28 protein-coding genes and 1 pseudogene are annotated in these 24955 nt (G+C 30.4%); 18 read left to right on the forward strand and 11 right to left on the reverse strand.

Annotation, left to right across the window (positions count from 1 at the left end; genetic code table 11):
• Positions 1 to 45: 45 nt before the first annotated feature.
• Genes hisC through AJ881_RS03515 form a run of 7 tightly spaced genes read right to left on the reverse strand, consistent with a single transcriptional unit; the run spans position 46 to position 6350 of the window.
• Positions 46 to 1140 (reverse strand): histidinol-phosphate transaminase, encoded by a 1095-nt coding sequence (hisC, locus tag AJ881_RS03485; RefSeq protein WP_070282961.1) that lies wholly within the window; start codon positions 1138 to 1140, stop codon positions 46 to 48.
• Positions 1130 to 2203 (reverse strand): prephenate dehydratase, encoded by a 1074-nt coding sequence (pheA, locus tag AJ881_RS03490; protein ID WP_052858502.1) that lies wholly within the window; start codon positions 2201 to 2203, stop codon positions 1130 to 1132. The genes hisC and pheA overlap by 11 nt, the downstream gene beginning before the upstream one ends.
• Positions 2191 to 2958, reverse strand: coding sequence for an HAD-IIA family hydrolase (locus AJ881_RS03495; protein ID WP_070282959.1), 768 nt, complete (start codon positions 2956 to 2958; stop codon positions 2191 to 2193). Before AJ881_RS03495 ends, pheA begins: the two co-directional genes overlap by 13 nt.
• 1 nt (position 2959) lies before the next feature.
• A complete protein-coding gene (gene lysA, locus AJ881_RS03500) occupies positions 2960 to 4168 on the reverse strand; it encodes a diaminopimelate decarboxylase (RefSeq protein WP_070282957.1) in 1209 nt (402 codons plus the stop codon).
• A gap of 43 nt (positions 4169 to 4211) precedes the next feature.
• Complete coding sequence (locus tag AJ881_RS03505; protein WP_070282955.1) at positions 4212 to 5270, reverse strand: LptF/LptG family permease; 1059 nt, start codon at positions 5268 to 5270, stop codon at positions 4212 to 4214.
• A 1-nt stretch (position 5271) separates the two neighbouring features.
• Positions 5272 to 5817, reverse strand: coding sequence for an aminoacyl-tRNA hydrolase (pth, locus tag AJ881_RS03510; RefSeq protein ID WP_002857525.1), 546 nt, complete (start codon positions 5815 to 5817; stop codon positions 5272 to 5274).
• Positions 5814 to 6350: a 50S ribosomal protein L25/general stress protein Ctc gene (locus tag AJ881_RS03515; RefSeq protein WP_002791314.1), complete on the reverse strand. Its 537-nt coding sequence runs from the start codon at positions 6348 to 6350 to the stop codon at positions 5814 to 5816. Before AJ881_RS03515 ends, pth begins: the two co-directional genes overlap by 4 nt.
• A 133-nt stretch (positions 6351 to 6483) precedes the next feature.
• Between AJ881_RS03515 and AJ881_RS03520 the strand changes: the two genes are divergently transcribed.
• The 3 genes from AJ881_RS03520 to AJ881_RS03530 are packed head-to-tail and all read left to right on the forward strand — an operon-like array spanning position 6484 to position 7754.
• On the forward strand, positions 6484 to 6822 hold the full coding sequence (locus AJ881_RS03520; protein WP_044793924.1) for a DMT family transporter: 339 nt from the start codon (positions 6484 to 6486) through the stop codon (positions 6820 to 6822).
• 2 nt (positions 6823 to 6824) lie between these two features.
• Positions 6825 to 7139 (forward strand): DMT family transporter, encoded by a 315-nt coding sequence (locus AJ881_RS03525; RefSeq protein WP_002857436.1) that lies wholly within the window; start codon positions 6825 to 6827, stop codon positions 7137 to 7139.
• 9 nt (positions 7140 to 7148) lie between these two features.
• On the forward strand, positions 7149 to 7754 hold the full coding sequence (locus AJ881_RS03530) for a dethiobiotin synthase (protein ID WP_044793922.1): 606 nt from the start codon (positions 7149 to 7151) through the stop codon (positions 7752 to 7754).
• Here the strand turns inward: AJ881_RS03530 and AJ881_RS03535 are convergent.
• The gene (locus tag AJ881_RS03535) at positions 7741 to 9024 is read right to left on the reverse strand and encodes an adenosylmethionine--8-amino-7-oxononanoate transaminase (RefSeq protein WP_070282953.1); all 1284 of its coding nucleotides are present in this window, start codon (positions 9022 to 9024) and stop codon (positions 7741 to 7743) included. The two genes, AJ881_RS03530 and AJ881_RS03535, sit on opposite strands and share 14 nt — an antisense overlap.
• Before the next feature lie 67 nt (positions 9025 to 9091).
• On the opposite strand from AJ881_RS03535, the gene AJ881_RS03540 reads away from it, so the two are divergent.
• The 7 genes from AJ881_RS03540 to AJ881_RS03570 are packed head-to-tail and all read left to right on the forward strand — an operon-like array spanning position 9092 to position 14268.
• A complete protein-coding gene (locus AJ881_RS03540) occupies positions 9092 to 10234 on the forward strand; it encodes an aminotransferase class I/II-fold pyridoxal phosphate-dependent enzyme (protein ID WP_070282951.1) in 1143 nt (380 codons plus the stop codon).
• Complete coding sequence (locus tag AJ881_RS03545; protein ID WP_070282949.1) at positions 10231 to 10842, forward strand: pimeloyl-ACP methyl esterase BioG family protein; 612 nt, start codon at positions 10231 to 10233, stop codon at positions 10840 to 10842. The genes AJ881_RS03540 and AJ881_RS03545 overlap by 4 nt, the downstream gene beginning before the upstream one ends.
• Positions 10839 to 11525, forward strand: a complete 687-nt coding sequence (bioC, locus tag AJ881_RS03550; RefSeq protein ID WP_044780378.1) for a malonyl-ACP O-methyltransferase BioC — start codon at positions 10839 to 10841, stop codon at positions 11523 to 11525. The genes AJ881_RS03545 and bioC overlap by 4 nt, the downstream gene beginning before the upstream one ends.
• A 50-nt stretch (positions 11526 to 11575) precedes the next feature.
• On the forward strand, positions 11576 to 12325 hold the full coding sequence (modA, locus tag AJ881_RS03555; protein WP_070282947.1) for a molybdate ABC transporter substrate-binding protein: 750 nt from the start codon (positions 11576 to 11578) through the stop codon (positions 12323 to 12325).
• Positions 12322 to 12723, forward strand: a complete 402-nt coding sequence (locus AJ881_RS03560) for a molybdopterin-binding protein (RefSeq protein ID WP_002883292.1) — start codon at positions 12322 to 12324, stop codon at positions 12721 to 12723. Before modA ends, AJ881_RS03560 begins: the two co-directional genes overlap by 4 nt.
• Positions 12716 to 13390: a molybdate ABC transporter permease subunit gene (gene modB / locus AJ881_RS03565; protein ID WP_070282944.1), complete on the forward strand. Its 675-nt coding sequence runs from the start codon at positions 12716 to 12718 to the stop codon at positions 13388 to 13390. The genes AJ881_RS03560 and modB overlap by 8 nt, the downstream gene beginning before the upstream one ends.
• Positions 13387 to 14268 (forward strand): sulfate/molybdate ABC transporter ATP-binding protein, encoded by an 882-nt coding sequence (locus AJ881_RS03570; protein ID WP_070282942.1) that lies wholly within the window; start codon positions 13387 to 13389, stop codon positions 14266 to 14268. The genes modB and AJ881_RS03570 overlap by 4 nt, the downstream gene beginning before the upstream one ends.
• Here the strand turns inward: AJ881_RS03570 and blaOXA are convergent.
• The 3 genes and pseudogenes from blaOXA to surE all read right to left on the reverse strand — a co-directional run bounded on the left by blaOXA (position 14224) and on the right by surE (position 16424).
• Positions 14224 to 14996, reverse strand: a pseudogene (blaOXA, locus tag AJ881_RS03575) (OXA-184 family class D beta-lactamase). The gene AJ881_RS03570 and the pseudogene blaOXA overlap by 45 nt on opposite strands.
• Positions 14993 to 15658, reverse strand: coding sequence for a ThiF family adenylyltransferase (locus AJ881_RS03580; RefSeq protein ID WP_083259461.1), 666 nt, complete (start codon positions 15656 to 15658; stop codon positions 14993 to 14995). Before AJ881_RS03580 ends, blaOXA begins: the two are co-directional and overlap by 4 nt.
• The gene (gene surE, locus AJ881_RS03585) at positions 15648 to 16424 is read right to left on the reverse strand and encodes a 5'/3'-nucleotidase SurE (RefSeq protein ID WP_044780369.1); all 777 of its coding nucleotides are present in this window, start codon (positions 16422 to 16424) and stop codon (positions 15648 to 15650) included. Before surE ends, AJ881_RS03580 begins: the two co-directional genes overlap by 11 nt.
• Before the next feature lie 483 nt (positions 16425 to 16907).
• Between surE and AJ881_RS03590 the strand changes: the two genes are divergently transcribed.
• The 8 genes from AJ881_RS03590 to AJ881_RS03625 all read left to right on the forward strand — a co-directional run bounded on the left by AJ881_RS03590 (position 16908) and on the right by AJ881_RS03625 (position 24954).
• Complete coding sequence (locus AJ881_RS03590) at positions 16908 to 17708, forward strand: cytolethal distending toxin subunit A/C (RefSeq protein WP_070282938.1); 801 nt, start codon at positions 16908 to 16910, stop codon at positions 17706 to 17708.
• Between the two features lie 17 nt (positions 17709 to 17725).
• A complete protein-coding gene (locus AJ881_RS03595; protein ID WP_070282936.1) occupies positions 17726 to 18532 on the forward strand; it encodes a cytolethal distending toxin subunit B family protein in 807 nt (268 codons plus the stop codon).
• A gap of 14 nt (positions 18533 to 18546) precedes the next feature.
• Positions 18547 to 19119 carry a cytolethal distending toxin subunit A gene (locus tag AJ881_RS03600; RefSeq protein WP_002861073.1) on the forward strand — a complete coding sequence of 191 codons (573 nt, stop codon included), beginning with the start codon at positions 18547 to 18549 and terminating at the stop codon, positions 19117 to 19119.
• 213 nt (positions 19120 to 19332) lie between these two features.
• Positions 19333 to 20427, forward strand: a complete 1095-nt coding sequence (gene lpxB / locus AJ881_RS03605) for a lipid-A-disaccharide synthase (RefSeq protein ID WP_070282934.1) — start codon at positions 19333 to 19335, stop codon at positions 20425 to 20427.
• An 11-nt stretch (positions 20428 to 20438) separates the two neighbouring features.
• Positions 20439 to 20924 (forward strand): transcription elongation factor GreA, encoded by a 486-nt coding sequence (gene greA / locus AJ881_RS03610; RefSeq protein ID WP_002851733.1) that lies wholly within the window; start codon positions 20439 to 20441, stop codon positions 20922 to 20924.
• Positions 20925 to 20933: 9 nt separating this feature from the next.
• Positions 20934 to 21692 (forward strand): UDP-2,3-diacylglucosamine diphosphatase, encoded by a 759-nt coding sequence (locus tag AJ881_RS03615; protein WP_323754870.1) that lies wholly within the window; start codon positions 20934 to 20936, stop codon positions 21690 to 21692.
• Positions 21685 to 22641: a chemotaxis protein gene (locus AJ881_RS03620; RefSeq protein ID WP_002934096.1), complete on the forward strand. Its 957-nt coding sequence runs from the start codon at positions 21685 to 21687 to the stop codon at positions 22639 to 22641. The genes AJ881_RS03615 and AJ881_RS03620 overlap by 8 nt, the downstream gene beginning before the upstream one ends.
• A gap of 3 nt (positions 22642 to 22644) precedes the next feature.
• Positions 22645 to 24954 (forward strand): chemotaxis protein CheW, encoded by a 2310-nt coding sequence (locus AJ881_RS03625; protein ID WP_070282932.1) that lies wholly within the window; start codon positions 22645 to 22647, stop codon positions 24952 to 24954.
• Position 24955 lies beyond the last annotated feature (1 nt).

The following is a 24955-nucleotide window of genomic DNA, read 5'->3' on the forward strand; positions in this document are numbered from 1 at the left end:
ATCCCTTAGTTTGGCGAATTTTACATATTTTTATTTGATTTATATCTATCTTAAAATCTTATCAAATTCTGTAAAAAATCTTTCATTTTCATAAGATGTTCCTATAGTAATGCGTATAGCATTTAAACCATAGCTTTTTAAATTTCTTATTATTATACCCTTTTTAAGCAATTTTTCAGACAAATCTGTACTATTTTTTTCATCAAAAAAATAAGTGATGAAATTTGTATAACTATCAATGATTTTGATATTATGTTTTTTAGCAAATTCTTTATAAAGCTCCATTTGAGAAAAATTATTCTCTAAAGTTTTTTCAGTAAATTCATCATCATTTATTGCTGCAACTGCTGCTTTTAAAGCAAGATTGCTCACATTAAAAGGCGCACGAAGCTTGTAAAATGCACTAATAATACTAGCATCAGCTATGCCATAACCAATGCGTAAGCCTCCTAATCCATAAAGCTTAGAAAAAGTTCCCAAATAAAGTACATTGTCAAATTCTTTAATCAATTCACAAGGTTTTAAATGTTTTTTGCTATCTTTAAAACTTGCAAATTCATTATAAGCTGCATCAATCACAACTAAACAATCCTCCTCCACACCTTTAATAAATTTGGTCACTTCACTTGCATCCAAACACTCGCCTAAAGGATTGTTTGGCAAGCATAAGAAAATAAGTTTAATTTCATCTTTGTGCGTTTCATAAAGCTTTTTAAACTCATCTAAATTATGAGTAATGCTTTGAGTTTTATAGCACTTTGCACCGCATTGTTTGGCGTAAATTTCATACATAGCAAAGGTAACTCCAGCTTGCAAAAAAGCATTTTTAGAATTTAACTTAGCATGTATAGCAAATTCAATCACTTGATCACTGCCTGCACCGATAATAATATTTTCATTTTGAACTTTGTATTTTTGAGCCAATATGCTTTTAAGTTCTATCATACTATCATCAGGGTAAAGATGAGCTTTGTTTGCATTTTGTCTTAAACATTCTATGGCTTTTGGTGGCGTACCAAAAGGATTTTCATTACTTGCTAATTTTATCACTTCTTTAACGCCATATTCTTTGGCAATAACTTCTATATCTTTTCCGGGTTCATAATTGCTTAAATGACTTAAAAATTCATTAAATTTCATCTTTTTCTCCTGATAAATAAGATCCAAGCCAAACAATCTCTTGTATATCTTTTAAAGCTTTTTTTACATTTTCATCATCAATATGTCCTTCAAAATCTATATAAAAACTGTGTAAAAATTCTTTTGATTTTACAGGACGAGATTCAAGCTTGGTAAGATTGATATTTTCTTTTTTAAACTGCTCTAATAAAAAGCTAAGCCCCCCAGGTTTATGTGCTGTGTGTGCTAAAATAGAAGTTTTACAATTTGGCATTTTAGGATTTTTAATATCGCTTAAAATTAAAAATCTTGTTTTATTGGCTGCATTATCTTCTATTTTATCAAAAAGCACAGGCACATTATAAAGCTTAGCCGCTATTTTAGAGCAAATTGCTGCTGCATATTTATCTTGCGAAGCTAGATAAGCCGCATTAGCTGTAGATTTTGAAGGAACAAATTCTATAGCACTAAGTTCATGACTTTCTAAAAATTTACGACATTGATTATAACCTTGTGGATGCGAATAAATACGTTTGATTTCTTTTAAATTTTCATTAATTCCCGCAAAAGAATGATGGATATCCATATAAATTTCACCAAAAATTTTAAGCTCATTATACTTACCTAGACAATCCAAAGTAATACCTACTGCACCTTCGGTATTATTTTCTATAGGCACAACACCGTATTTTGCTTCTTTGTTGCTTAACTCTTTAAAAACATCTTCGATATTAGCCAAGGCTATATAACAACTCATCGCACCAAAACGACTTCTTGCTGCTTGATGAGTATAAGTTCCCTCTGGCCCTAAATAAGCTATAGTTTGAGGCGTTTCTAAATTTCTTGAAACCGCAAAAATTTCTTGATAAATCGCCTCTATGGCATTTTGATCTAAAAGTCCTAAATTTGCATTTTTTAAACGATTGATAATGGCTCTTTCGCGCTCAGGACGATAAATACTTCCCCCGCTACTTTGTTTAAGCTCACCTATACTTTTAACATAAGTCATTCTTTCATTTAAAAGTTCTAAAATTTTATCATCAACCGCATCGATTTTATTTCTAAATTCTTCTAAATTTGGCATTTTAGCTCCTTTAAAAACTCAAAAACACTAGGATAAACTCCATCAAGCAAATCCGTATCAAGCCCTTTTGTGTCGCTTATCTTGCCGCTTAAAACTAGCAAGGTTTTCATGCCAAGTTCTTTTGCCTTAAGCAAGTCTCCTCTAAAATCATCACTAATGATTTTAATATCTTCAAAATCGATTTTTGAATTTTGTCTTCTTATCAAATTTAAAGCTTCTTTATAAAAAGCAATGCTAGGCTTACCCACAACCTCGTATTTAAAATCAATAGCATTTTTAAGCATAGCCATAATGCTACCTACACCAGGATAAGGCCTGCCATCTTTTTTATAAATACTAGTTTCATGCATAGCTATAAATCTAACTTCTCTTCTAGCCAATTCTATCATAGTGGCAAAATCTTTAAATTTAAAATCATCATAACTAGCCACAAGCACAGCGCTAGGATTTACAAAATCAAGTGCAAAACCAAGATTTTCAAGACTTTTTACAAACTCATCTGCACCAAAAGCCGCAACTTTACAAGGTCTTAAAAGATGTTTTAAAACGCTAAAAGGATCAATATAAGCATTTTCTTTTATAGCCAATCCTTTTTGCTGTAATTTTTCTAAAAAATCAAGTTTTTTTGTATTGTTAGTAATAATAACATAAGGAAGATTTTTTGCATTTAAAAAATCGATCAATTCTTTAGCACCATAGATTAAAGATTTATCATGATCAGAAATCAAAGTCCCTTGAACATCCAAAAAAAACATTTTAAGCCTTTAAAAATTTCTCTTCTAAAGCGATTTGATCTTCAAAATTTTCTCTTTGACGGATCAATCTTACCTGTCCTTCTTCGAGGGCTAATTCGCAAACTTTATTACGAGTATTGTAATTACTACTCATGCTAAAACCATAAGCTCCAGTATTTTTAATAACCATTATATCACCACTTTGAGTGCTGGGTAAAGACCTTGCTTTAGCAAAAAAGTCTCCACTCTCACAAATTCCGCCCACAACATCACATAAACTCTCTTGAGCTTGATTATAAGGTAAGATTATTTCATGATAAGCCTCGTATAAACTTGGGCGTATAAGATCATTCATCGCTCCATCTACTACAACAAAACGCTTGGTTTTATTTTGTTTTTCATAAAGCACCGAACAAACAAATTCTCCACTTTTAGCAACTAAATACCTTCCAGGCTCCATTCCTATAGTTAAATCAAGCCCATGAAGTTGTGCTAATACACCTTGTGCATAATTATAAAGATCAACTTCACACTCATCTTTTTCATAAGCCACACCCAAACCACCGCCTATATCAAAAAATTTAAGATCGATTTGCAAGGCTTTTAACTCTCTTACAAGTTTTGCAACGATGCCTGCTGCTTCATGAATGGGAGAAATATCTAAAAGTTGCGAACCTATATGAAAATGTACTCCAACGGGCTCTAAAAAAGATGAATTTTTTGCATAAAGATACATTTTTCTTGCTATATCAATTTCAACACCAAATTTATTTTCATTTAATCCTGTAGAAATATAAGGATGTGTTTTTGCATCAACATTTGGATTAACACGAATACTAATTCTTGCCTTTAGATTAAGTTCTTTAGCCACACTTTCTAAAAGCATCATTTCAGCTTCGCTTTCAAGGTTAATATATAAAATATCATATTCTAAAGCTTGTCTTAATTCTTCTTTGGTTTTTCCTGCTCCACTAAAAATAATCTTATAAGCTTTTGCCCCTGCTTTTAAGGCACGCTTTACCTCACCTATACTCACACAATCAAATCCACTATCTAAATTTGCAAGCATTTGCAACAAACTTAAATTTGAATTGGCTTTTACAGCATAAAAAATTTGAGATTTTCTAGCCTTAAAAGCCTCTTTGAGATTTAAAAAACGCTCTTTTATGAAATCAAAATTGTAAATATAAAAAGGAGTATTAAATTCTTGCTTTAATTGTTTATAATCCATATTTAACCTTTAATTTTTATAATTTTACTACACAAAGCTTAATTTATCGATGCTTATAATACATATAAGCACTTAAACAACCCAAAATTATAATAGGCGCTACAATGCCAATTTCACTTGCAATCACACTATTTTCGCTTAATCTAGTAAGCAAAAACAAGACTCCCCAAATCATCAAAGTCACTACAAAAGCTATAAAAGTTACAAAAGCAAGATTAAAAAATCTTGCTATTACAGGAAAAAAATAATACATAATAAGCATTAAAAATGGTGCAAAAAAAGGAGTAAAAACAAATTTATAAAGATTGATTTTAAGAGCATCTGTATTGACATTTTGCGCCTTAAAAAGCTCAAAACTTTCAAGTGCGTCAGATATTGAATAATCACTATTACTAGCAACCCCTTCTATAATCTTTGGTTTAAAACCCTCAAGTGATTTAAGCTCAGAGAAATCTTGTATCTTTAAACCATCATTAGCAAGTTCATAGTTTTTAGGTAATAATGTAATATTACCATCTCGCAAAATCCAACTTTCACCTTCAAAATGAGCATTTTTGGCACTTACAAAAGAACTTAAATTTAAATCATTAATATTAAAAATTTTTATATTTTGAGCACTATTTTGTCCATTGTTTATCTTTGAAATATAAACAAAATTATTGTTAAATTTCAAAAACACTTCTCCACTTTGATTCATAATAGTGCCATTTTTTAAAATATTTCTCTTATAATCATTTGCATAAGCAAAAGAAGTAAAATTCAATCCTATATAAATACAACAAAAAAATAAAGCCCATAAAAAAGGAAATAAAATAACATAATTTCTGCTCAGTCCTAACGCATAAAGACTTACAAATTCATTTGCTCTGATCATAGAAATCAAAGAAACTACCAAGGCAAAAATCAAAGAAATGGGTAATATATAAGGCACTGCCGAGAAAGATAAAAACATAATATAAAGCAAATCAAGATTTGCGGCTTTTGGTAGATCTTTAAAATTTAAGAGCAAATCAATACCGCAATAAAAACCAAGTAAAGAAAAAAATATAATAAAAAAATTTTTTAGATAAATCCCTGAAATAAAACGAAAAAATATCCACATCTTAAGCCTTTAGGCTGTATTTGGATGATATAGCAGACAAATCATCATTTTCAATAAGCTCAAGCAAAGCTTTTTTTGTATGCTCTAAAACTTTGCTTAAAGTTATTTCTTCTTCGGATTTAAATTTACCTAAAACATGGGAAATCACATTTTCACCCTTTCCCACTCCTATGCGCACTCTTTCATAATCATTTCCACATAAAGTATCGATGCTTTTAAGCCCATTATGTCCACCACTTGAACCGCCTTTTTTAAAGCGCAAGGCTCCTAAATTTATATCTATATCATCATGGATAACTATCATTCTTTCGCATTTATAAAAATCATTCACTGCTTTTACACTAAGTCCTGAATTATTCATATAAGTACTAGGTTTAAGAAGAAGCAAAGAAGAACCTATTTTAAAAAGTTCTCCTTTAAATTTAGAGTTTGTAAGATTTGTAAAATTGCTTTCTTTTAAAAGCAAGTCAATTAGCATAAAACCGACATTATGACGGGTATTTTCATACTCTACGCCTATATTGCCAAGCCCTACGACTAAAATCATCTAGCTTTTTCTACACCTACAACCGCTACTCTATCAGCATCAATCATAGTTACTCCTGCAGGAACTACAATATCACGAACAAGTAAAGCATCACCCACATCAAGTTTACTTACATCAAGTTCGAAGAAATTTGGTAAATTTTCAGCTGCACATTTTACTTTTAATCTTCTTTTTGATTGGATTAAAACACCTTTATTTTTAAGACCTATAGCTGTTCCTGTGATTTTAACTGGAACCATGTATTTAGAAATCACACCTTTTTGCGCAACTTTTAAATCCACATGTTTAAGTTCTGCAGTTACAGGATCTTTTTGATAATCCACAACTACAACACTTAAAGTTTGAGAACCTACTTTTACATCAAAAATTAAAGTAGTTTTTTTACGAACTTCTTTAATAAACTCATTTACTTTAAAAGCGGCATTGATATTTTCTAATCCTTTTCCATAGATGTTTGCGATTAGATAACCATCTCTTTTTAAAGCTTTAGCAGCTTTTCTACCGATACTCTCTCTAACGATACCTTCTAACATCTTTTGTCCTTTCTTAAAAAATGAGCTTTGATTATATCTAATTTTGGCTTATGGAAAAGTAAATTTATAGCTTCTTTTAATTTCTTTAAGATATAATTTGTTTTACAAATATTATGTTAATTTAAGGCTTCATGTGAATGAAAAATTCAATATCAATATAGCTTGGTTTTTAATAATCTTAGGTGGGATTATAGAATGCTTTTGGGTAAGCGGACTTAAATATTCTACAGAAATTTGGCATTATATTTTAACAGCCATTGGAGTTTGTATTTCTTTTACTTGTTTTTTAAAAGCTTGTGAAAGACTTGAAGTAAGCATTACTTATAGTGTTTTTGTAGGCATTGGCACTATAGGAGTGGTTTTAAATGAAATGTTTATTTTTAACGAGGCTGTTTCTGTAATTAAACTTGTGCTTATAGCGATTTTACTTTTAAACATTATAGCCCTTAAACGGGTAAGCAAGGAAGCTTAGTTATGGAATGGTTTTATTTGTTTTTAGCTACTGCTTGTGAAATTTTTGGTGTGGTGATCATGAAAGAACTTGTAAGCACTAAAAACAAGCTTTACCTTTTGGCTTTGATAGTGTGTTTTGGATTTTCTTTTACTTTTTTAAGTTTAAGTATGCAAAATATCGCTATGAGTGTTGCTTATGCTATATGGACAGGAGCTGGAACCGCTGGTGGGGTAATGATAGGAGTGCTTTTTTATAAAGAAAGTAAAAGTTTTTTAAAACTTTTTTTAATCACTGTGATTATTGCTTGTACAGTGGGTTTAAAATTTCTTTCTTAAGGATTTTTTGTGCAAATTTATGTAAGTGGAATACATACTGATGTAGGAAAAACACATTTTAGTGCAGCTTTTTGTGCGAATTTTAACTATGATTATTTTAAACTCATTCAAGCAGGAACTCCAACAGATAGCGAGTTTATTGCAAAATTTAGCCCAAAAACAAAGATTTTTAAAGAGGGTGTTTTTTTACAAACTCCTGCTTCTCCTCATCTTGGAAAAATCAAAGAAAAGCTTGATTATAAAGCCCTAGATATCATTTTACCAAAAAGTAAGAACCTACTTATTGAGCTTGCGGGTGGGCTTTTTTCTCCCATGGATGAAAATTACACTATGATTGATTTTATGAATATTTTTAAACACCCTACGATTTTAGTAGCAAAATACTATCTTGGAAGTATTAATCATATCTTGCTTAGCATTGAAGCTTTAAAGCAAAGAAATATCAATCTTTTAGCCCTTATAATGATGGGCAAAAAAGATACCTTGCAAGATGATTTTATAAAAAATTATGCAAAAATTCCTATAATCAATCTTGATTTTTTTGATGAAAATAGTATTTTAAATAAAGACTTTAAGGAACAAATGCAAGAAATTTTACAACTTAAAATTCCTTAAAAATCTGCTCTAAACTTTCCACCACATAAACGATTTGTTCTTTTGTGATGATGTAAGGAGGCATAAAATATATAGTGTTTGCTAAAGGTCTTAAAAGCAAGCCTTTTTCTAAGGCTTTTTGAAATACAAAAAGTCCCACGCGTTCGTGTTTATGGCTTAAAATGTCAAAAGCACTAATCATTCCGCAAGTTCTAAAATTTCCTAAAAAATCAAATTTTTTAAGTTTTGAAAATTCTTGCTGGATAAAGGCGCTTAAAATTTGATTTTTTTCTAAAATATTTTCATTTTCAAAGATATCTAAAACCGCATTAGCTGCTGCACAAGCTAGAGTGTTTCCTGTGTAGCTATGAGAGTGTAAAAAGGCTTTTTGTTCGCTATAAGGTGCATAAAAGGTATTATAAATTTCATCCTTTGTAAGTACAACAGAAAGAGGCATAAATCCTCCTGTAACTCCCTTTGAAAGACAGATAAAATCGGGGCTTTGTTTGCATTGATGTAAAGCAAACAAAGTTCCTGTGCGTCCAAAACCCACTGCAATTTCATCAAAAATCACTTGCACATTAAAAGCATGGCAAAGCTTGATCGCTTCATCGATAAAGCTAGCTTCATACATGTGCATATTTCCCGCACATTGCACCAAGGGTTCAAGAATAAAAGCACAAATTTCACTCGAGTGTTTTTCTAAAATATCTTTTAAAATTTCAAGCTCTTTAGTATAGTCTTTACCTTGTGGTACAGGAGTGCTTAAACACTCCAAAAGCAAGGCTTTGTAAGTATCTTTATAAAGTGCAATATCGCCCACACTTAAAGCTCCTAAGGTTTCGCCATGATAGGAATTGTTTAGGGATAAAAATTTATTTTTTTTCAAACCTTTATTTAAATGATAATGAAAACTCATCTTAAGTGCTACTTCAATGGCACTTGAGCCATTATCCGCATAAAAACATTTATTAAAATCACACCCCACTTTTTCACAAAGCCTAGCCGAAAGTTTGATGATAGGCTCATGTGTAAAACCTGCTAAAATCACATGTTCAAGCTCATCAACTTGTTTTTTAATGGCATTTGCGATTTTTTCATTACAATGACCAAAAAGATTTACCCACCAAGAACTCACACAATCCATATAAGCTTTATCATCAAAATCATAAAGCCACACGCCTTTTGCTGTTTTTATAGGGATTAAAGGTAGGGTTTCGTGATCTTTCATTTGTGTGCAAGGGTGCCAAATGTGTTTTAAATCGAGATTTTTTAAGATTTGATTTTGCATTATAACTTCTTTTTTAAAAATATTTTGGCAAAATAATACTTTAAATTTTTAAATTTACAGGAAAAAAATGAAGCTTGAAAAAATTTTGCAAGATCTAGAGCAAAATCACAATCTAAGAACTCTAACGCCTTTAAAACATGAAAATAAATTTGTTTATAAGCAAAATCAAAAACTTTTAAATTTAGCAGGAAATGATTATCTTTATTTGGCGTCTTCTAAAGAGTTAAAAGCTGAGTTTTTAAATACCTTAAAAGAGCAAGATTTGTTTTTTTCAAGTTCTAGTTCAAGAAGTTTGAGTGGAAATTTTGAAATTTATGAAGAATTAGAAAGTTTTTTAAAGACTAAATTTAAAGATAAGGAAATTTTACATTTTAATAGTGGCTATCATCTAAATATCTCTTGTATAGCAGCACTTTCTAGCGTTTCTAAGACGCTTTTTTTAACCGATAAATTTATTCATGCAAGTATGATTGATGGTTTAAGACTTGGCGGGGCTGATTTTTTTCGTTTTCATCATAAAGATATGAATCATTTAGAGAATTTAATCCAAAAATATTATGATAAATATGAAAATATCATCGTTTTAAGCGAAGCTTTGTTTAGTATGGATGGAGATTTTAGCGATTTTAAAACTTTGTGTGAGCTTAAAAGACGTTATGATAAAATTCAGCTTTATATAGATGAAGCACACAGCGTGGGTTGTTTTGATGAAGAGGGTTTGGGGTTTGTTAAAAAACTGACCTTGGAAAATGAAGTGGATTTTTTGGTTTTTACCTTTGGAAAAGCCCTTGCCTCCATGGGTGCTTGTATGATATGTGATGAAAAATATAAAAAATTTTTCATCAACAAAGCTAGAGCTTTTATTTATTCTACAGCCTTGCCACCTATTAATGTAGCTTGGACGCAATTTATTTTTAAAAAAATGCCTTATTTTAAGAAAGAAAGAGAAAAATTAGAGTTTTTAAGTACTTTTTTTAAAAGTAAATTGCAAGAAAAAAATCACACTGTTTTAGGTGATGCTTATATTATTTGCTTGCTTTTAGGTGAAAATAAAAAAGCCTTAGAAATTTCACAAAAACTCCAAAAAGCTGGATTTTTTGCTCCTGCGATTAAAGAACCTACCGTGCCAAAGAATAAAGCCAGAATTCGTTTTTCCTTACATGCAGGACTTAACACAGAAGAACTTGAAAGGATAATAGAGCTTTTATGAAATATGAATTTTTATGTAAAAATCCTGATTCAAAAAAACTTATAGCGATATTTGGGGGATTTGCTTCACATCCTAGTCATTTTTCGCATTTAAAAAGCAATAAAAATGTGATTTTATTTTATGATTATGAAAATTTTGATTTAAATTTTGATTTCAAAGCTTTTGATGAACTTTTTCTAATCGCTTTTTCTATGGGAGTTTGTGTGGCAAATAGACTTTTAAAAGAGCTTAATTTTAAACAAAAAATAGCCATAAATGGCACAAATTTAGGCATAGATAAATCAAAAGGAATTCATCCTGCAATTTTTAAAAAAACCCTGCAAAATTTTAAATTAGAACATTTTAAAGAGGCTTTATTTAAAGAACGCAAAAGCTTAGCCAAAGATTTTATTTTTAAAGATGAAAAAGCTTTGAAAATAGAGCTTGAAAAACTTTTTGACTTTGCTTTAACAAAACAAGAAGAAAATTGGCTTTGGGATAAGGTTTATTCAAGCAAAGAAGATGAAATTTTTCCACCAAATGCCTTGAAAAATAGTTTTAAAAATTTGTTTTTTTTAGATGAACCGCATTTTGCTTTTTTTCATTTTAAAACTTGGGATGAAATTTGAATTTTTTAAAAGCAAAAGATTATGAAAAACATGCAAAAGTGCAAGATTTTATGGGTTTAAAACTTTGTGAAATTTTAAAAGATTTAAAAATTTCACATTTTGAAAAAGTGTTTGAATTTGGTTGCGGCAGGGGTGAATTGAGCAAAAAACTTCAAAATTTCATTACTTTTGATGGGTATTTAAAAAACGATATTTTAGACTTTAAAGAAAATTCTAATATTTTAATTTTTGATATGAATGAAATTGCAAAACAGGATTTAAGTAAAGAGAAATTTGATCTTATTGTTTCAAATGCAACTTTGCAATGGCTTGATTTAAAACGCATTATACCAAGTCTTAGAGATATGCTAAATCAAAATGGGATTTTACTTCTTTCTACTTTTGCAAAACAAAATTTAAAAGAAATCAAACAAAGTACGGGTTTTGGTTTAAATTATTTTAGCTTAAATGAATTAGAGCAAATTTTTAAAGTCTATTTTAATGAAGTAAAAATCACTCAAGAACTCATAAAATTAAGCTTTGATAATGCTTTAGATGTTTTTAGACATTTAAAGTTAAGCGGGGTAAATTCTTTAGGATTTTATCCTTTAAATAAAAGCTTTTTAAAAGAATTTGAAGAAAAATTTCAAAACAAACTCACTTATCATCCTGTATTTATTTTATGCAAAAATGATATAAAATGAATTTTTTATGTTATAATCCAAAAATTAAATTTTTACACAAGGAAAACTAAATGAAAAAGTTTATAGTATTTTTTGGGATTTTGTTTTTTGTTTCGTGTTTAAATGCGCAAAATTTAAGCATTTTTGTAGCTTCTTCAGCTTCAAAGGCGATGAGTAAAGTTAAAGATGAGTTTTTGAAAACACATCCAGAAGATAAAATAGAATTGGTTTTTGGTGCTTCTGGAAAATATTATGAGCTTTTAAAACAAGGAAGAGAATTTGATCTCTTTTTTTCAGCGGATACCAAATATGCTAAGGCTATTTATGATGATAAAAATGCTTTAATAAAGCCAAAAGTTTATGTTTTAGGAGTTTTGGCTTTGTATAGTTTGGATGAAAATTTACTCCAAGGAGGCATTGAAAATTTAAAAGAAAAGGCAGGTAAAATCACACATCTAAGCATAGCCAATCCTAAAGTAGCTCCTTATGGAGTAGCGGCTAAAGAAGTGCTTGAAAATTTGGATTTAAATGAGCTTTTTAAGGATAAAATCGTTTTAGGCGAAAATATCTCAGTGCCTGTTTTACATGTAGATAGTAAAAATGCAGATATAGCTATAGTGGCTTATTCTTTAGTTTCTCCTATCAATCATCCTAAGGGTAAAACAAGTATTATTAATCCAAAGTATTTTAGCCCTTTAGAACAAAGTTATGTTATCACAAAATACGCTAAGGATAAAAAATTAGCCTTTGAATTTAGCGAATTTATTGGCTCTTCAAAAGCAAAAGAAATTTTTAAAAAATACGGATTTAGCACACCATGAACCTTATAAAAGGACAAATTTGTGAGCTTTTAAATCAAGAGGATATAGTTATTGTTAAAATACTTTCTAAAGAAGTGATTTTTAGTATTTTAATGCTTGAATTAAAGTCTTTAGAAAATTTAAAAATTGGTGCGAGTGTAGAACTTCTTTTTAAAGAGCATGAGCTTTGTTTTAGCACAAGTAAAACTCTTTTAAGTGTTGAAAATTCTTTTTTAGCTAAAATTACAAAAATTAAAAAAGGCGAACTTTTGTATCAGGTATTTTTTGATTTTAAAGGTAATGAACTTTCTAGTATCATCACCAAAGAAAAAGCCTTAGAACTTGAAATTTGTGAAAATCAAGAATGGCTTTGTTTTGTAAAAGCAAATGATATTGTATTAAGGAGTCATAGTGCTTGATCCAGCTTTTTTACAAACCCTTTATCTTACTTTTAAACTTGCTTTTATCACGACTTTTATCCTTTTTTTTATCGGTGTTTTTTTAGCTTATTTGTTAAGTTTTGTGCGTTTTCCTTTTAAAACAATCCTTCAAAGCTTTATTTCTTTGCCTTTGATTTTACCTCCTAGTGTTTTGGGATTTTATTTGCTTGTAACTTTTTCGGCTAATAGTTTTTTAGGGCAAGTTTTAAAAGAATATTTTAATCTTTCTTTGGTTTTTAGTTTTGAAGGTCTTGTTTTTGCTTCTTTGATTTTTTCTTTGCCTTTTATGGTAAATCCTTTGCAAAGTGCCTTTTTATCGATCAATCCAAATTTACTCGATGCTTCTTATAGTTTAGGTAAAGGTAAAATTTATACTCTTTTTAGAGTGATTTTACCTAATTCTAAAGCAGGAATTTTTAGTGCTTGTGCGATGAGTTTTGCTCATACTGTGGGTGAATTTGGAGTCGTGATGATGATAGGAGGACATAAACAAGGTGAAACTTTAGTAGCTAGTATAGCTATTTATGATGAACTTGAAATCTTAAACTATAGCTTAGCCCATCAATATGCTTTTATATTGTTTATTTTTTCTTTTTTAGTGCTTTTTAGTCTTTATTTTGTCAATAAAAAAATGAGTTTTCAATGATAAAAATTGATATCAATCATCCTATGAATACCGCCAAAGGAAGGCTGGATTTAAATTTTAAAAAAGATATAGAATCAGGAAAAATTACCGCACTTTTTGGCGAAAGCGGAGCAGGAAAAACCACTCTTTTAAAAATCATAGCAGGACTTATAGAGCCTAAATTGGGGCGTATAGAAGTAGATAATGAACTTTGGTTTGATTCTTCAAAAAATTTTAGCTTAGCTTTGCAAAAAAGAAAAATCGGTTTTGTTTTTCAAGATTATGCGCTTTTTCCAAATATGAATGTAAAAGAAAATATCGCCTATGCCACTAGTTCTAAGACAAAGATTAGTGAGCTTTTAGCCTTAATGGGTCTTGAAAATTTGGCTAAAATTTATCCTAAACATTTAAGCGGAGGACAAGCACAAAGAGTGGCCTTAGCAAGAGCTTTAGCAAGGGAACCAAAAATTTTGCTTTTAGACGAGCCTTTGAGTGCTTTGGATTTTAAAATGCGTGCCAATTTACAAGATGAATTGGCTAAAATTTTAGAATATTTTAAGATAAGCACTTTATTAGTCAGTCACGATCTAACTGAAATTTATAAGTTAAGTCATAGAATTTTAGAACTTAAAAATGGAAAAATCATTAAGGATTTTCCTAAAAATGAATTTTTTACTCATTCAAGTATTAGTGCAAAATTGCGTTTGAGTGCAACTTTGCTAGAAATTAAAAAAAGTGATATTTTAGTGGTTTTAACCTTGCTTTTAAATCAAGATATTATTAAAATCACTCTTAGTGAAGAGGAATTTTTAAAAGCTTATCAAGATATAAAAATAGGCGATACTCTCATACTTTCAGTAAAAGCTTTTAATCCTATTATTGTTGGAAAAATTAGCTAAATACTTATTTAATAATTCTTCCCTTATTTTAATATTTTTAATGTCCTTTATATCAACATTTAAAGCAAAAGATAAAATTTTGTTTTCAGTCTTTACAAATCCAACAATCCAAGCTAAATTGATATTATCATTAAAACCTGTTTTAGCATAAATTTTTTGGATTTTATCTTCCTTAAAAAGAATAATTTCTTTAACTTCTTCTTGATTTTTTTAGAAAAAGGTAAAGAATTTTGCGAAAGTTTAAAAAGTAAATCAGCTTGATTTTTTGCAGAAATTTGTAAAGAATTATCTAGCCAAAAAGTATCGATTTTTGAAATTTTTGCATTTCCATAAGAAAGTTTATTTAAGCTTTCTTGCATGGTTTTAAGTCCTATTTTTCTTGCCAATTCTTTAAAAGCAGGTACTTGAGAGCGTTTTATAGCTGAGCTTAAACTAGCATCTTGTTTCCAAGAGGGCAAAAATACTTTTTCGCCCTTATAATGATAAAAAATTTCCTTTGTATCTCTAACTACACCATTATCAAGTGCAATTAAAGCATTAAAAATTTTAAAAGTTGAAGCAGGAGAAAAGGCTTGTTTAGCTCTTTGAAAATCATTACTTGCATAATTTTTTCCATCAAAGACTATAAAAGTCCCACTTGTATTATAATCTTTAAAAAAATTACCAAGTATTTTATCCTCTCCAATGGCTATATTCAAAAACCATATAAATACAATAAAATTTCTCATTGCTCTTTATATTTTGATAAGACTTTTCTCATTGCTAAACTTGCTAAAGCCAAACCAAAAGAAGCTGTCACACCCATAAAAGAACCTAAATCTTTACAATGTGCTTCTTCATCAGAAAATACCACATCAAAATTTCCCTTAAAGCCTGATTTTCTAAGTTCATAACGAAATTTTTTCGCTAAAGCATCACCGTGAGTTTTAAAAATACTTGTAGTTTTAATGCGTGTTGGATCAAGCTTTCTAGCTCCACCTGTTGAAGAGATAAAAATTTGTTTTTTAAAATCTATAAGATGAGCCAAAGCTACTTTTGCAGGGATATCATCAATGGCATCTATGATAAGATCAAACTCGCTTAAATCAAAATTTTCTAAAAAATCTTCATCGATTTTACTGACTATACCTTTAGCCTTATAAATTCTTTCAAATACTTTAGCTTTTTCTTCGCCTATATTTTCGCTATGAATTTGGCGATTTTGATTGGTGATTTCAAATTTATCCGCATCGATTAAAGTAAGGTTTTTAAAACCGCTACGATAAAGTGCATCAACGCAAATTCCACCCACTCCACCAAGTCCGCAAACCAAAACTTTTATTTGTGAAATTTTTTGAAATTTTTCTTCTCCAACTAGCCATTTTATACGTGTAAATCTATCATTCATCATTTGCCTTTAACCATTTTTTAACTTTTTTCATTTTTTCATAAGCTGTAAGATCCAGCATTATAGGGGTTATTGTAGCGTAGCCTTTTTTAAGTAAGACAATATCGCTATTTTTCTCATCTTCAAAGTCTAAATTCGCTGCTGCAAGCCAATAATACTCAACTCCTCTCGGATTGACATTTGAGTGGGCTTCAAAATTATAAACCCTTTTGCCTGCTTTACAAATTTTAATGCCTTTGATTTTTGATTTTGCAGGAAAATTGATATTTAAAAATTCTTTTTTTTCCAAAGGAAAACCTTTATCAAAAATATTTTGAATGATTTTTTTGGTAATTTTTAAAGCATTTTTATAGTCTAGTTCTTTTTCGCTTTTTTTATAAAATTGAGAAAGAGCGATAGCAGGAATTCCTTGTAAAACCGCCTCCATAGCTCCTGCACAAGTTCCTGAGTAGGTAATATCTTCACCTACGTTTGCTCCTTTGTTAATCCCACTGATTACAAGATCAGGCAAGCGTGTTTTATAAAGTGCGTGAAGTGCAAGATAAATACAATCTGCTGGAGTGCCATCATCAAGCTTGTAAAATCTTTTTCCTACTTTAACAAAACGCAAAGGTTTGGTTAGGGTTATGGAGTGTGAACAAGCTGATTTTTCACTAGCAGGAGCTACTATGGTGATCTTGGCTTTAAATTCTTTTTTTAACATCTTAATGAGTTTTTTAAGTCCTTCGCTTTCATAGCCATCGTCATTAGTGATAAGAATTTCTTTCATTGCTTTTCCTTATTGGATATTTTAACATAAAAAGCTTTAAGAATAAACACAAACAAAGCTATATAGAAATGTTCTTTATAATTAATTCGTTTATTCTCAACTCAATAAAGCAATTCACAATTAACTTAAAATTAACTTAATTTTTATTATTTAGTCCAATCTACACTTTAAAATCACGATTTTAATCGTAACTCTTCTAATGTTCAAATATTTTGAATTCCATACTCATTTATATTTTTATTCTTAAAAACTTAAAATTCCATAAGTTTAAATTTTAATAATAAAAAAAACTTTTTTTTATTATTAAAATTAACTTTCATTTTGATATTAATATATTTTTTTTATAACTATAATTTTTCCAAAAAATTAAAATTTTATTCTTTTATAGAAGACAATTATTTAATCTTAAATTATAATTTTTTATACATTTTTAAAATTATATTATTATACTTATCGATATCTTAATTCACTCAAGGAGAAAAAATGCAAAAAATTCATTCTATGATAGTATTAAGCTTATTATTGATATTTTTTATCGGATGCTCTTCTAAAGAGCTTAATCCTCTGGGACGATCTTATGGTGATTTACATGATAGCGATCCACTTAAAATAGGAAAAACACCTACAATACCAGCCAAACAAGAAACTCCTGCTTTAGTTGATGGTTCAGATTTGATACCAAAAGATGTTCCTTTAGAACCACCTGTAATAAAAACAAATACTTTTAAAGGTAATGATTTTATTAAAGGACCTTCACCTAGAACGCAATCAAACGGAGAATTTAACAATGTTCCTGTATATGAAAACAGAGGATATTTTAGTGACTACATAACCATAATGGGTCCATCAGGAGCAGCTTTAACTGTATGGGCTTTAAGACCAGGAAATTGGATATGGGGTTATACATTATATTCAAGCAGACCTTTTGGCGATGCAAATGTATGGCAGCTTATAGAATTTCCTCAAAATAAAGTTATGATTAAAAATGTCAAAACACTTACATGTCTAAATGCTTATGGCGAAGGGATCGTCCATTACCCTTGCGATCAAAGTAATTACGCTCAATTTTGGACCCTTCTTCCTATGGACAATGGTGCATATCAAATTCAAAATTTAGCGACCAAGCAATGTATTCAAACGCCGATACATGATGTTATGAAAGAATTTAATTTAAGCTATTATAAAATATTTCTCACCGAATGTGTAAAATCAGGAGAAAAAAATTTAGATAGACAGTGGTACATAGCACCTCCTACCTATACCGCTCGAAATCCTTATAGATAATTCAATTGGAGTTGAATATGAAAAAAATATTATTGATTATTTTAAGTATCAATTTGAGTTTTGCTTCTTTAGAAGATTATAATGTTGGAACATGGAATTTGCAAGGTTCTTCAGCATCAACAGAAAGTAAATGGAATATTAGCATTAGACAACTTGTTACAGGAAGCAACCCTATGGATGTTTTAGCCGTCCAAGAAGCAGGAGTTTTACCGTCTACCGCAACGATGACTCAAAGACAAGTCCAACCTGTTGGTGTGGGTATTCCTATTCATGAATACGAATGGAATTTGGGAACTTCATCACGTCCTAATTCAGTATTTATATATTATTCAAGAATTGATGTAGGAGCAAATAGAGTTAATATGGCAATAGTAAGTAGAAGACAAGCGGATGAAGTAATTGTTTTACCTCCTCCAACCGTTGCTTCAAGACCTATCATAGGAATCCGTATTTGCAATGATGTATTTTTCAGCGCACATGCTTTAGCAAGAGGTGGAAATGATGCAGGAGCTATAGTTACTGCTGTTGATATGCATTTTAGAAATATGCCTCTGATTAATTGGATGATCTTGGGAGATTTTAATAGAGATCCAAATTCATTAATGTCTTTATTAGATCAAGGATTAAGAAACCGTGTACATTTTGTTTCTCCTGCATCTTATACTCAAGCAAGTGGTGGTGTTCTTGATTACGCTGTTACAGGAAATTCTGATACAACCAGAAGATATACTCCCCCAGCTATACTAGCTATACTAGCTGCTGCTGGACTTAGAACATTTTTAGCTTCAGATCATTTTCCTGTGAATTTTAGAAAATTTTTTTAATATAAGGTGTTGTTATGAAAAAAATTGTTATTTTAATATTGGTTTTATTAAGCTTATCTAAATCTATCGAAGAACCTGGCGATTTATCTGATTTTACACCAATGTTTACTATTAGATCCTTACAGACAGGAATTAGTTTAAGCCCTTTTAGAGAGACTTCAGAAGATTTAAAAGACCAAAATTGGATCTTAAGAGAAATTATACTTAGCGATGAATTAAAACAAAAAGATGAATTAGGAGAATTGTTACGCTTTGGTTATGTGCAATTTGTAAATCCAAACGATGATGATATTTGTTTGGCGATACTAGAAAGTGGTTTTTTTGGAGGGAAATCATGCAAACAAGATTTAAAAGATGGAAAGTTAGAAACTATATTTTCTATTATGCCAACAACTAGCTCAGCAGTTCAAATAAGATCTTTAGTTGAAGGTGGAAGAGAATGTATAAAAATATTTTACAACCCAAATGTTCCAATAGAAAAACGTTTTGGTATACAACCATGTACTTTAGATTCAGCTTTATTTTTAGATTTAAATGAATTAATGTTTTTTACCCCAGCTATTATAGAAGCAACCCCTATTTATTAATTACTTGCAAGCAAGCTAAAATAAAAGCTTGTGAGTAATTAAAACATTTAATAAATCGATGCAATATATGTTTATAAATATTAAGAAAATTTTCAGAAAATACTACTGGAGAAAATAAACCTTCATATACACTTTTAGCGTATATTCTTGCATAACTTCTTTTAATTAAGCCAAAATAAGATAAAATGTTTAAAATATTGATAAGGAAATTTTTTGAAAACCTTTTTAGTTTGTGCTTTAGAGCCTTCAGCAAATTTGCATTTAAAAGAAGTTTTAAAAGCTTATAAAAAAGATTTTGGCGAATTTGAAATTCATGGGATTTATGATGAGAGCTTATGCAAAGAATTTGATCTAAATTCTAAGCCACTTTATAGCTCACATGAATTTAGTGCTATGGGTTTTATAGAAGTTTTACCTTTGATTTTTAAAGCAAAAAAAGCTATAAAAGAGCTTGTAAATTTAAGTTTTACTCAAAAAATAGATGGGATTTTATGTATAGATTCGCCCGCTTTTAACATACCTTTTTCTAAAGCTTTAAAAAAAGCAGGCAGTAAAATTCCGCGCATTTATTATATTTTACCTCAAGTTTGGGCATGGAAAAAAGGTCGCATACCTATCATAGAAAGTCATTTTGATATTTTAGCTTCTATTTTGCCTTTTGATAATCAGTTTTTTAACAAAAGCACTTATGTAGGCCATCCTCTTTTAGATGAGATAAAAGAATTTAAAAATAAAGAAGACATTAATCTTACATTTTCAAAAAAAGATGATGAAAAAACTATAGCCTTTTTACCAGGTTCAAGGCGTAGTGAAATTAGGCGTTTAATGCCTATTTTTAAGGAACTCTCGCAAAAATTTAAGGGTGAAAAAATTCTTTGCGTTCCCCCATTTAATCTTGAAAAATTAGCAATTTATGGTGATATTAGCGAATTTAAAATAGAAAGCCATACTCCAAAAGTACTTAAAAAAGCTGATTTTGCCTTTATTTGTAGCGGAACGGCTACTTTAGAAGCAGCTTTGGTGGGAACTCCTTTTATCCTTGCTTACAAAGCAAAAGCGATTGATATTTTTATCGCAAAACTTTTTGTAAAATTAAAACATATAGGACTTGCAAATATTTTTTGTGATTTTGCTGGAAAAGAAGCTTTAAATCCCGAATTTTTACAAGATGAAGTCAATGTTTTAAATTTATATGAAGCTTATAATAAATATGATTATAAGGCATTTTTTGCTAAAGTTGATTTTTTAAAAGAGTATTTAAATTTTGGAAGTGCTAAAAATTTAGCAAAAATCCTAAGCGAAATATAAAAGGATAAATCATGCAAAAAGAACCAATGAGTCAATTTGGCTATGATAAATTAGCCGCAGAATTAAAAGATTTGAAAGATAATCAACGTCCTGCTGTTGTAATAGAAATCGATACAGCAAGAAGTCATGGGGATTTAAAAGAAAATGCGGAATACCATGCTGCAAGAGAAAAACAAGCTTTAATTGAAAGTCGTATAGCAGAGCTTAGTGACTTGCTAGCAAGAGCTCAAGTGATCGATCCTTCAAGCTATGAACATGATAGTGTGAAATTTGGCTCAAGTGTTGTGATCATGGATTTGGATACAGAAAAAGAAAGCAAATATACTCTAGTAGGAATTTGCGAAGGAGATTTAGATAAGGGTTATATTTCCATCGCATCTCCAATAGCAAAAGCTATGCTTGGGAAAAAAGAAGGAGATGATTTTAAAGTGCGTTTGCCAAAAGGTGAGAGTGAATTTGAAATCCTTTCTATAAATTATGAGCCTTTGAAATTTTAAGGATAAAAAATTTTACTACAAAATGGAGCGATTTTAATCGCGGATGCTCATGAAAATGAACAGAGAAAGGGATTTTGGGAATTTTTACAAACCTTAAAAAAAGGTAAAATTTCCACCCCTCAACTCATACTTATGGGTGATATTTTTGATTTACTTATAGGTGAAATCTCTGCTACACATGAATTTGCTAAACCTTACATAGAACTTTTAGAAGAATTGGCCTTAAAGATTGAAATTATCTACTTAGAAGGCAATCATGATTTTAATCTTTCTTGTTTTTTTAAAAGGGTAAAAATTTTTAACTTACAAAAGCAACCCATAAAGCTTAATTTGCATACAAGTAAAGGTAATAATCTTGTTTTAAATAACGCTTTTATAAAATTAGCTCACGGAGATATTTTTTTACCACCTCTTTTACAATTTACTCTTAAAACATTAAGAAATCATTATTTGCTTATATTTTTGAATTTTTTAAATATTATTACTTGTAATTTTATTTCAAATAAAATTCTTCAAAATCAAAACAAAAAAAACCTTTTTTATCAAATAAAAGATTTTGAAAATTTAGCAAAAAAAAGATATGAAAGATATGAAAATTTAGGATTTTGGGTATGTGAAGGACACTATCATCAAAATCATCAAATCAACAAAGAAAACATTAAATATCTTAACTTAGCTAGTTTTGCATATGAGAGAAGTTTTTTTGTAGTAGAATATCAACAAGAAATCAAATTTCGAGAACAGAAATTGAGGGGTCAAAATGTTTGATGAAAATATCGTGAAAACGGGTTCAAATGAAATGGAGCTTGTCGATTTCCGTATCTTTAAGCAAGGACACGATAAAGTCTATGAAGGAATTTATGGTGTAAATGTTTCTAAGGTAAGGGAAATTATAAAAATCCCAAGCCTTACAGAACTTCCAGGTGTACCTGATTACATCGAAGGTATCTTTGATCTTCGTGGAGTGGTTATACCTGTAGTCAATCTTGCCAAATGGATGCAAATCACTGAGCCAGAAAGCGCTATGCTAAAACCTAGAGTTATTATCACTGAATTTAGCAATATTCTTATTGGTTTTATAGTTCACGAAGCAAAAAGAATTCGTAGAATAAACTGGAAGGATATAGAACCAGCAACTTTTTCTACAGGATCAGGTGCTTTAGATAAAGGTAAAATCACAGGTGTAACACGCATTGAAAATGATGAAGTGTTGCTAATTTTAGATCTTGAAAGTGTTGTTGAAGATTTAGGAATTTACGCTCCAAAAACAGATATAGATTTTGGAAAAATAGAAAAATTTACTGGAACAGCACTTATACTTGATGACAGCATGACTGCTAGAAAACGCGTCAAAGAAATGATGCAACAGATGGGCTTTCAAGTTGTTGAAGCTAAAGACGGCGTAGAGGGCATAAACAAATTAGAAGAATTAAGCCAAGTTTATGGTGAAAGTTTAAATGATACTTTAAAAATTATAGTAAGCGATGTCGAAATGCCACAAATGGATGGTTTCCACTTTGCTGCACGCATTAAAGAAGATCCAAGATTTAAAGATATTCCTATAGTCTTTAACTCGTCTTTATCAAATGAATTTATGAATGAGAAAGGTGTTCAAGAAGCTGGTGGAGAAGGCTATCTTGTCAAATTTAACGCTAGCGATTTCTTCAATGAAATTGCAAAGGTTATTAAAAAACATCAATCTCAAGAACAGGGGTAAAATATGGAAGATATGCAAGAAATACTTGAAGACTTTTTGGTTGAAGCTTTTGAGCTTGTTGAGCAAATCGACCATGATTTAGTAGAGCTTGAATCAAATCCAGAAGACTTAGAATTATTAAATAGAATTTTCCGTGTTGCACATACGGTTAAAGGATCATCAAGTTTCTTAAATTTTGATGTTTTAACAAAGTTAACTCACCACATGGAAGATGTTTTAAATAAAGCAAGACATGGCGAGTTAAAAATAACTCCAGATATCATGGATGTGGTTTTAGAGTCTATTGATAGAATGAAAACTTTGCTTAATTCCATTCGTGATAATGGCAACGATACTGCTATTGGTATGGATATAGAACCAATTTGCGCAAGATTAACAGCTATTTCAGAGGGAGAGTCTCCTGTTGCGGCAACAGATTCAAATGAAAAATCTACTCCACAAGCAGAACCAGAAGCACCAAAACAAGAAATAGCTACTCCAGAACCTGAAGTAGATGTTAATCAATTAAGTGATTCTGAAGTTGAAGCTGAAATAGAAAGACTTTTAAAAGTTAGAAAAGCTGAAGATCAAGCTCGTCGCGCACAAAAGAAACAAACAACAAATGCGGCACCTAAACCGACTAACAATACAGCAAATAAACCTGCAGAAAGTGGAGAGAAAAAAGTTCCTGCTTCAGGTAGCAATGCTAGCAGTATGGATCAAACCATACGCGTGGAGGTAAAAAGATTAGATCACTTAATGAATCTAATTGGGGAGCTTGTTTTAGGTAAAAACCGTTTGCTTAAAATTTACGATGATGTTGAAGAGCGTTATGAAGGAGAAAAATTCCTTGAAGAACTTAATCAGGTTGTAAGTCAATTAAGTATTATTACAACTGATGTTCAGCTTGCTGTAATGAAAACAAGAATGCAACCTATAGCAAAAGTTTTCAATAAATTTCCAAGAGTTGTTCGTGATTTGAGTCGTGAATTAGGAAAGCAAATAGAACTTGAAATTACAGGTGAAGAAACTGAACTTGATAAATCTATCGTAGAGGAAATTGGCGATCCTATCATGCATATGATTAGAAATTCATGTGACCATGGTGTTGAGGATCCAGCAACTCGTGCAGCTAATGGAAAACCTGAAAAAGGTATAGTTCAACTTAAAGCTTATAATGAAGGCAATCACATCGTTGTAGAAATTACAGATGATGGTAAAGGACTTGATCCAAATGGCTTAAAAGCAAAAGCTATAGAGAAAAATTTGATTACCGAAAGAGAAGCAGATCAAATGACAGACAAAGAAGCTTTTGCTTTGATTTTCAAACCTGGTTTTTCAACTGCGGCTAAAGTAACAAATGTTTCAGGTCGTGGTGTAGGAATGGATGTTGTTAAAACCAACATCGAAAAACTAAATGGGGTAATTGAAATTGATAGTGAGCTAGGTAAAGGAAGTTCGTTTAAACTTAAAATTCCTCTTACCTTGGCAATCATTCAATCTTTACTTGTAGGAACTCAAGAAGAATTCTATGCAATTCCACTTGCAAGCGTTCTTGAAACAGTTAGAGTACCAATTGATGATATCTATACTATCGAAGGTAAAAATGTATTACGCTTAAGAGATGAAGTGCTTTCTCTTGTGAGACTTTCAGATGTATTTGGAGTTAAACAAGTCCTTGAAAGCGGTGATCAAACTTATGTCGTTGTTATAGGGGTAGCAGAAAGCAAGCTTGGTATTATAGTAGATACTCTTGTAGGACAAGAAGAAATAGTTATTAAATCTATGGGTGATTATTTACAAAATATCCAAGGTATAGCAGGAGCTACAATCCGTGGTGATGGTAGAGTGACATTAATCATCGATGTAGGTGCTATGATGGATATGGCCAAAGAAATTAAAGTTGATATTAAAGCGCAATTAGAATCAAGTGCGAAAAAACCTAAAGAACAACCAAGTGATTATAAAGTCTTAATTGTAGATGATTCTAAAATGGATAGAACTTTAATGCAAAAAGCTTTAGAACCACTAGGAGTTAGTTTAATTGAAGCAACCAATGGTGTTGAAGCATTGAATATTATAAAATCTGGCGAACATGATATTGATGCAATGCTTATAGATATCGAAATGCCAAGAATGGATGGATACACCTTAGCTGGTGAAATTAGAAAGTATTCTAAATATCGTAACTTACCACTCATTGCAGTTACTTCAAGAACAAGTAAAACTGACCGCTTAAGAGGTGTTGAAGTGGGTATGACTGAATATATCACTAAACCTTATTCTCCAGAATACTTGGAAAATGTGGTTAGAAAAAATTTGAAACTAGGATAAG

This window comes from Campylobacter sp. BCW_6460 (assembly GCF_001762705.1).
GTDB lineage: Bacteria > Campylobacterota > Campylobacteria > Campylobacterales > Campylobacteraceae > Campylobacter_D > Campylobacter_D jejuni.

What these genes read in the sequence shown, in the direction of transcription:
- AJ881_RS03625 (WP_070282932.1), top strand. Translation starts at nt 22,645, where the DNA reads ATGGAAGATATGCAAGAAATACTTGAAGACTTTTTGGTTGAAGCTTTT.
- pth (WP_002857525.1), bottom strand. Translation starts at nt 5,817, where the DNA reads ATGATTTTAGTCGTAGGGCTTGGCAATATAGGCGTAGAGTATGAAAAT.
- surE (WP_044780369.1), bottom strand. Translation starts at nt 16,424, where the DNA reads ATGAAAGAAATTCTTATCACTAATGACGATGGCTATGAAAGCGAAGGA.
- AJ881_RS03600 (WP_002861073.1), top strand. Translation starts at nt 18,547, where the DNA reads ATGAAAAAAATTGTTATTTTAATATTGGTTTTATTAAGCTTATCTAAA.
- AJ881_RS03595 (WP_070282936.1), top strand. Translation starts at nt 17,726, where the DNA reads ATGAAAAAAATATTATTGATTATTTTAAGTATCAATTTGAGTTTTGCT.
- lysA (WP_070282957.1), bottom strand. Translation starts at nt 4,168, where the DNA reads ATGGATTATAAACAATTAAAGCAAGAATTTAATACTCCTTTTTATATT.
- AJ881_RS03560 (WP_002883292.1), top strand. Translation starts at nt 12,322, where the DNA reads ATGAACCTTATAAAAGGACAAATTTGTGAGCTTTTAAATCAAGAGGAT.
- AJ881_RS03620 (WP_002934096.1), top strand. Translation starts at nt 21,685, where the DNA reads ATGTTTGATGAAAATATCGTGAAAACGGGTTCAAATGAAATGGAGCTT.
- AJ881_RS03570 (WP_070282942.1), top strand. Translation starts at nt 13,387, where the DNA reads ATGATAAAAATTGATATCAATCATCCTATGAATACCGCCAAAGGAAGG.
- AJ881_RS03535 (WP_070282953.1), bottom strand. Translation starts at nt 9,024, where the DNA reads ATGCAAAATCAAATCTTAAAAAATCTCGATTTAAAACACATTTGGCAC.
- AJ881_RS03590 (WP_070282938.1), top strand. Translation starts at nt 16,908, where the DNA reads ATGCAAAAAATTCATTCTATGATAGTATTAAGCTTATTATTGATATTT.
- AJ881_RS03540 (WP_070282951.1), top strand. Translation starts at nt 9,092, where the DNA reads ATGAAGCTTGAAAAAATTTTGCAAGATCTAGAGCAAAATCACAATCTA.
- greA (WP_002851733.1), top strand. Translation starts at nt 20,439, where the DNA reads ATGCAAAAAGAACCAATGAGTCAATTTGGCTATGATAAATTAGCCGCA.
- AJ881_RS03580 (WP_083259461.1), bottom strand. Translation starts at nt 15,658, where the DNA reads ATGATGAATGATAGATTTACACGTATAAAATGGCTAGTTGGAGAAGAA.
- modA (WP_070282947.1), top strand. Translation starts at nt 11,576, where the DNA reads ATGAAAAAGTTTATAGTATTTTTTGGGATTTTGTTTTTTGTTTCGTGT.
- AJ881_RS03505 (WP_070282955.1), bottom strand. Translation starts at nt 5,270, where the DNA reads ATGTGGATATTTTTTCGTTTTATTTCAGGGATTTATCTAAAAAATTTT.
- AJ881_RS03495 (WP_070282959.1), bottom strand. Translation starts at nt 2,958, where the DNA reads ATGTTTTTTTTGGATGTTCAAGGGACTTTGATTTCTGATCATGATAAA.
- pheA (WP_052858502.1), bottom strand. Translation starts at nt 2,203, where the DNA reads ATGCCAAATTTAGAAGAATTTAGAAATAAAATCGATGCGGTTGATGAT.
- AJ881_RS03545 (WP_070282949.1), top strand. Translation starts at nt 10,231, where the DNA reads ATGAAATATGAATTTTTATGTAAAAATCCTGATTCAAAAAAACTTATA.
- AJ881_RS03515 (WP_002791314.1), bottom strand. Translation starts at nt 6,350, where the DNA reads ATGTTAGAAGGTATCGTTAGAGAGAGTATCGGTAGAAAAGCTGCTAAA.
- hisC (WP_070282961.1), bottom strand. Translation starts at nt 1,140, where the DNA reads ATGAAATTTAATGAATTTTTAAGTCATTTAAGCAATTATGAACCCGGA.
- AJ881_RS03525 (WP_002857436.1), top strand. Translation starts at nt 6,825, where the DNA reads ATGGAATGGTTTTATTTGTTTTTAGCTACTGCTTGTGAAATTTTTGGT.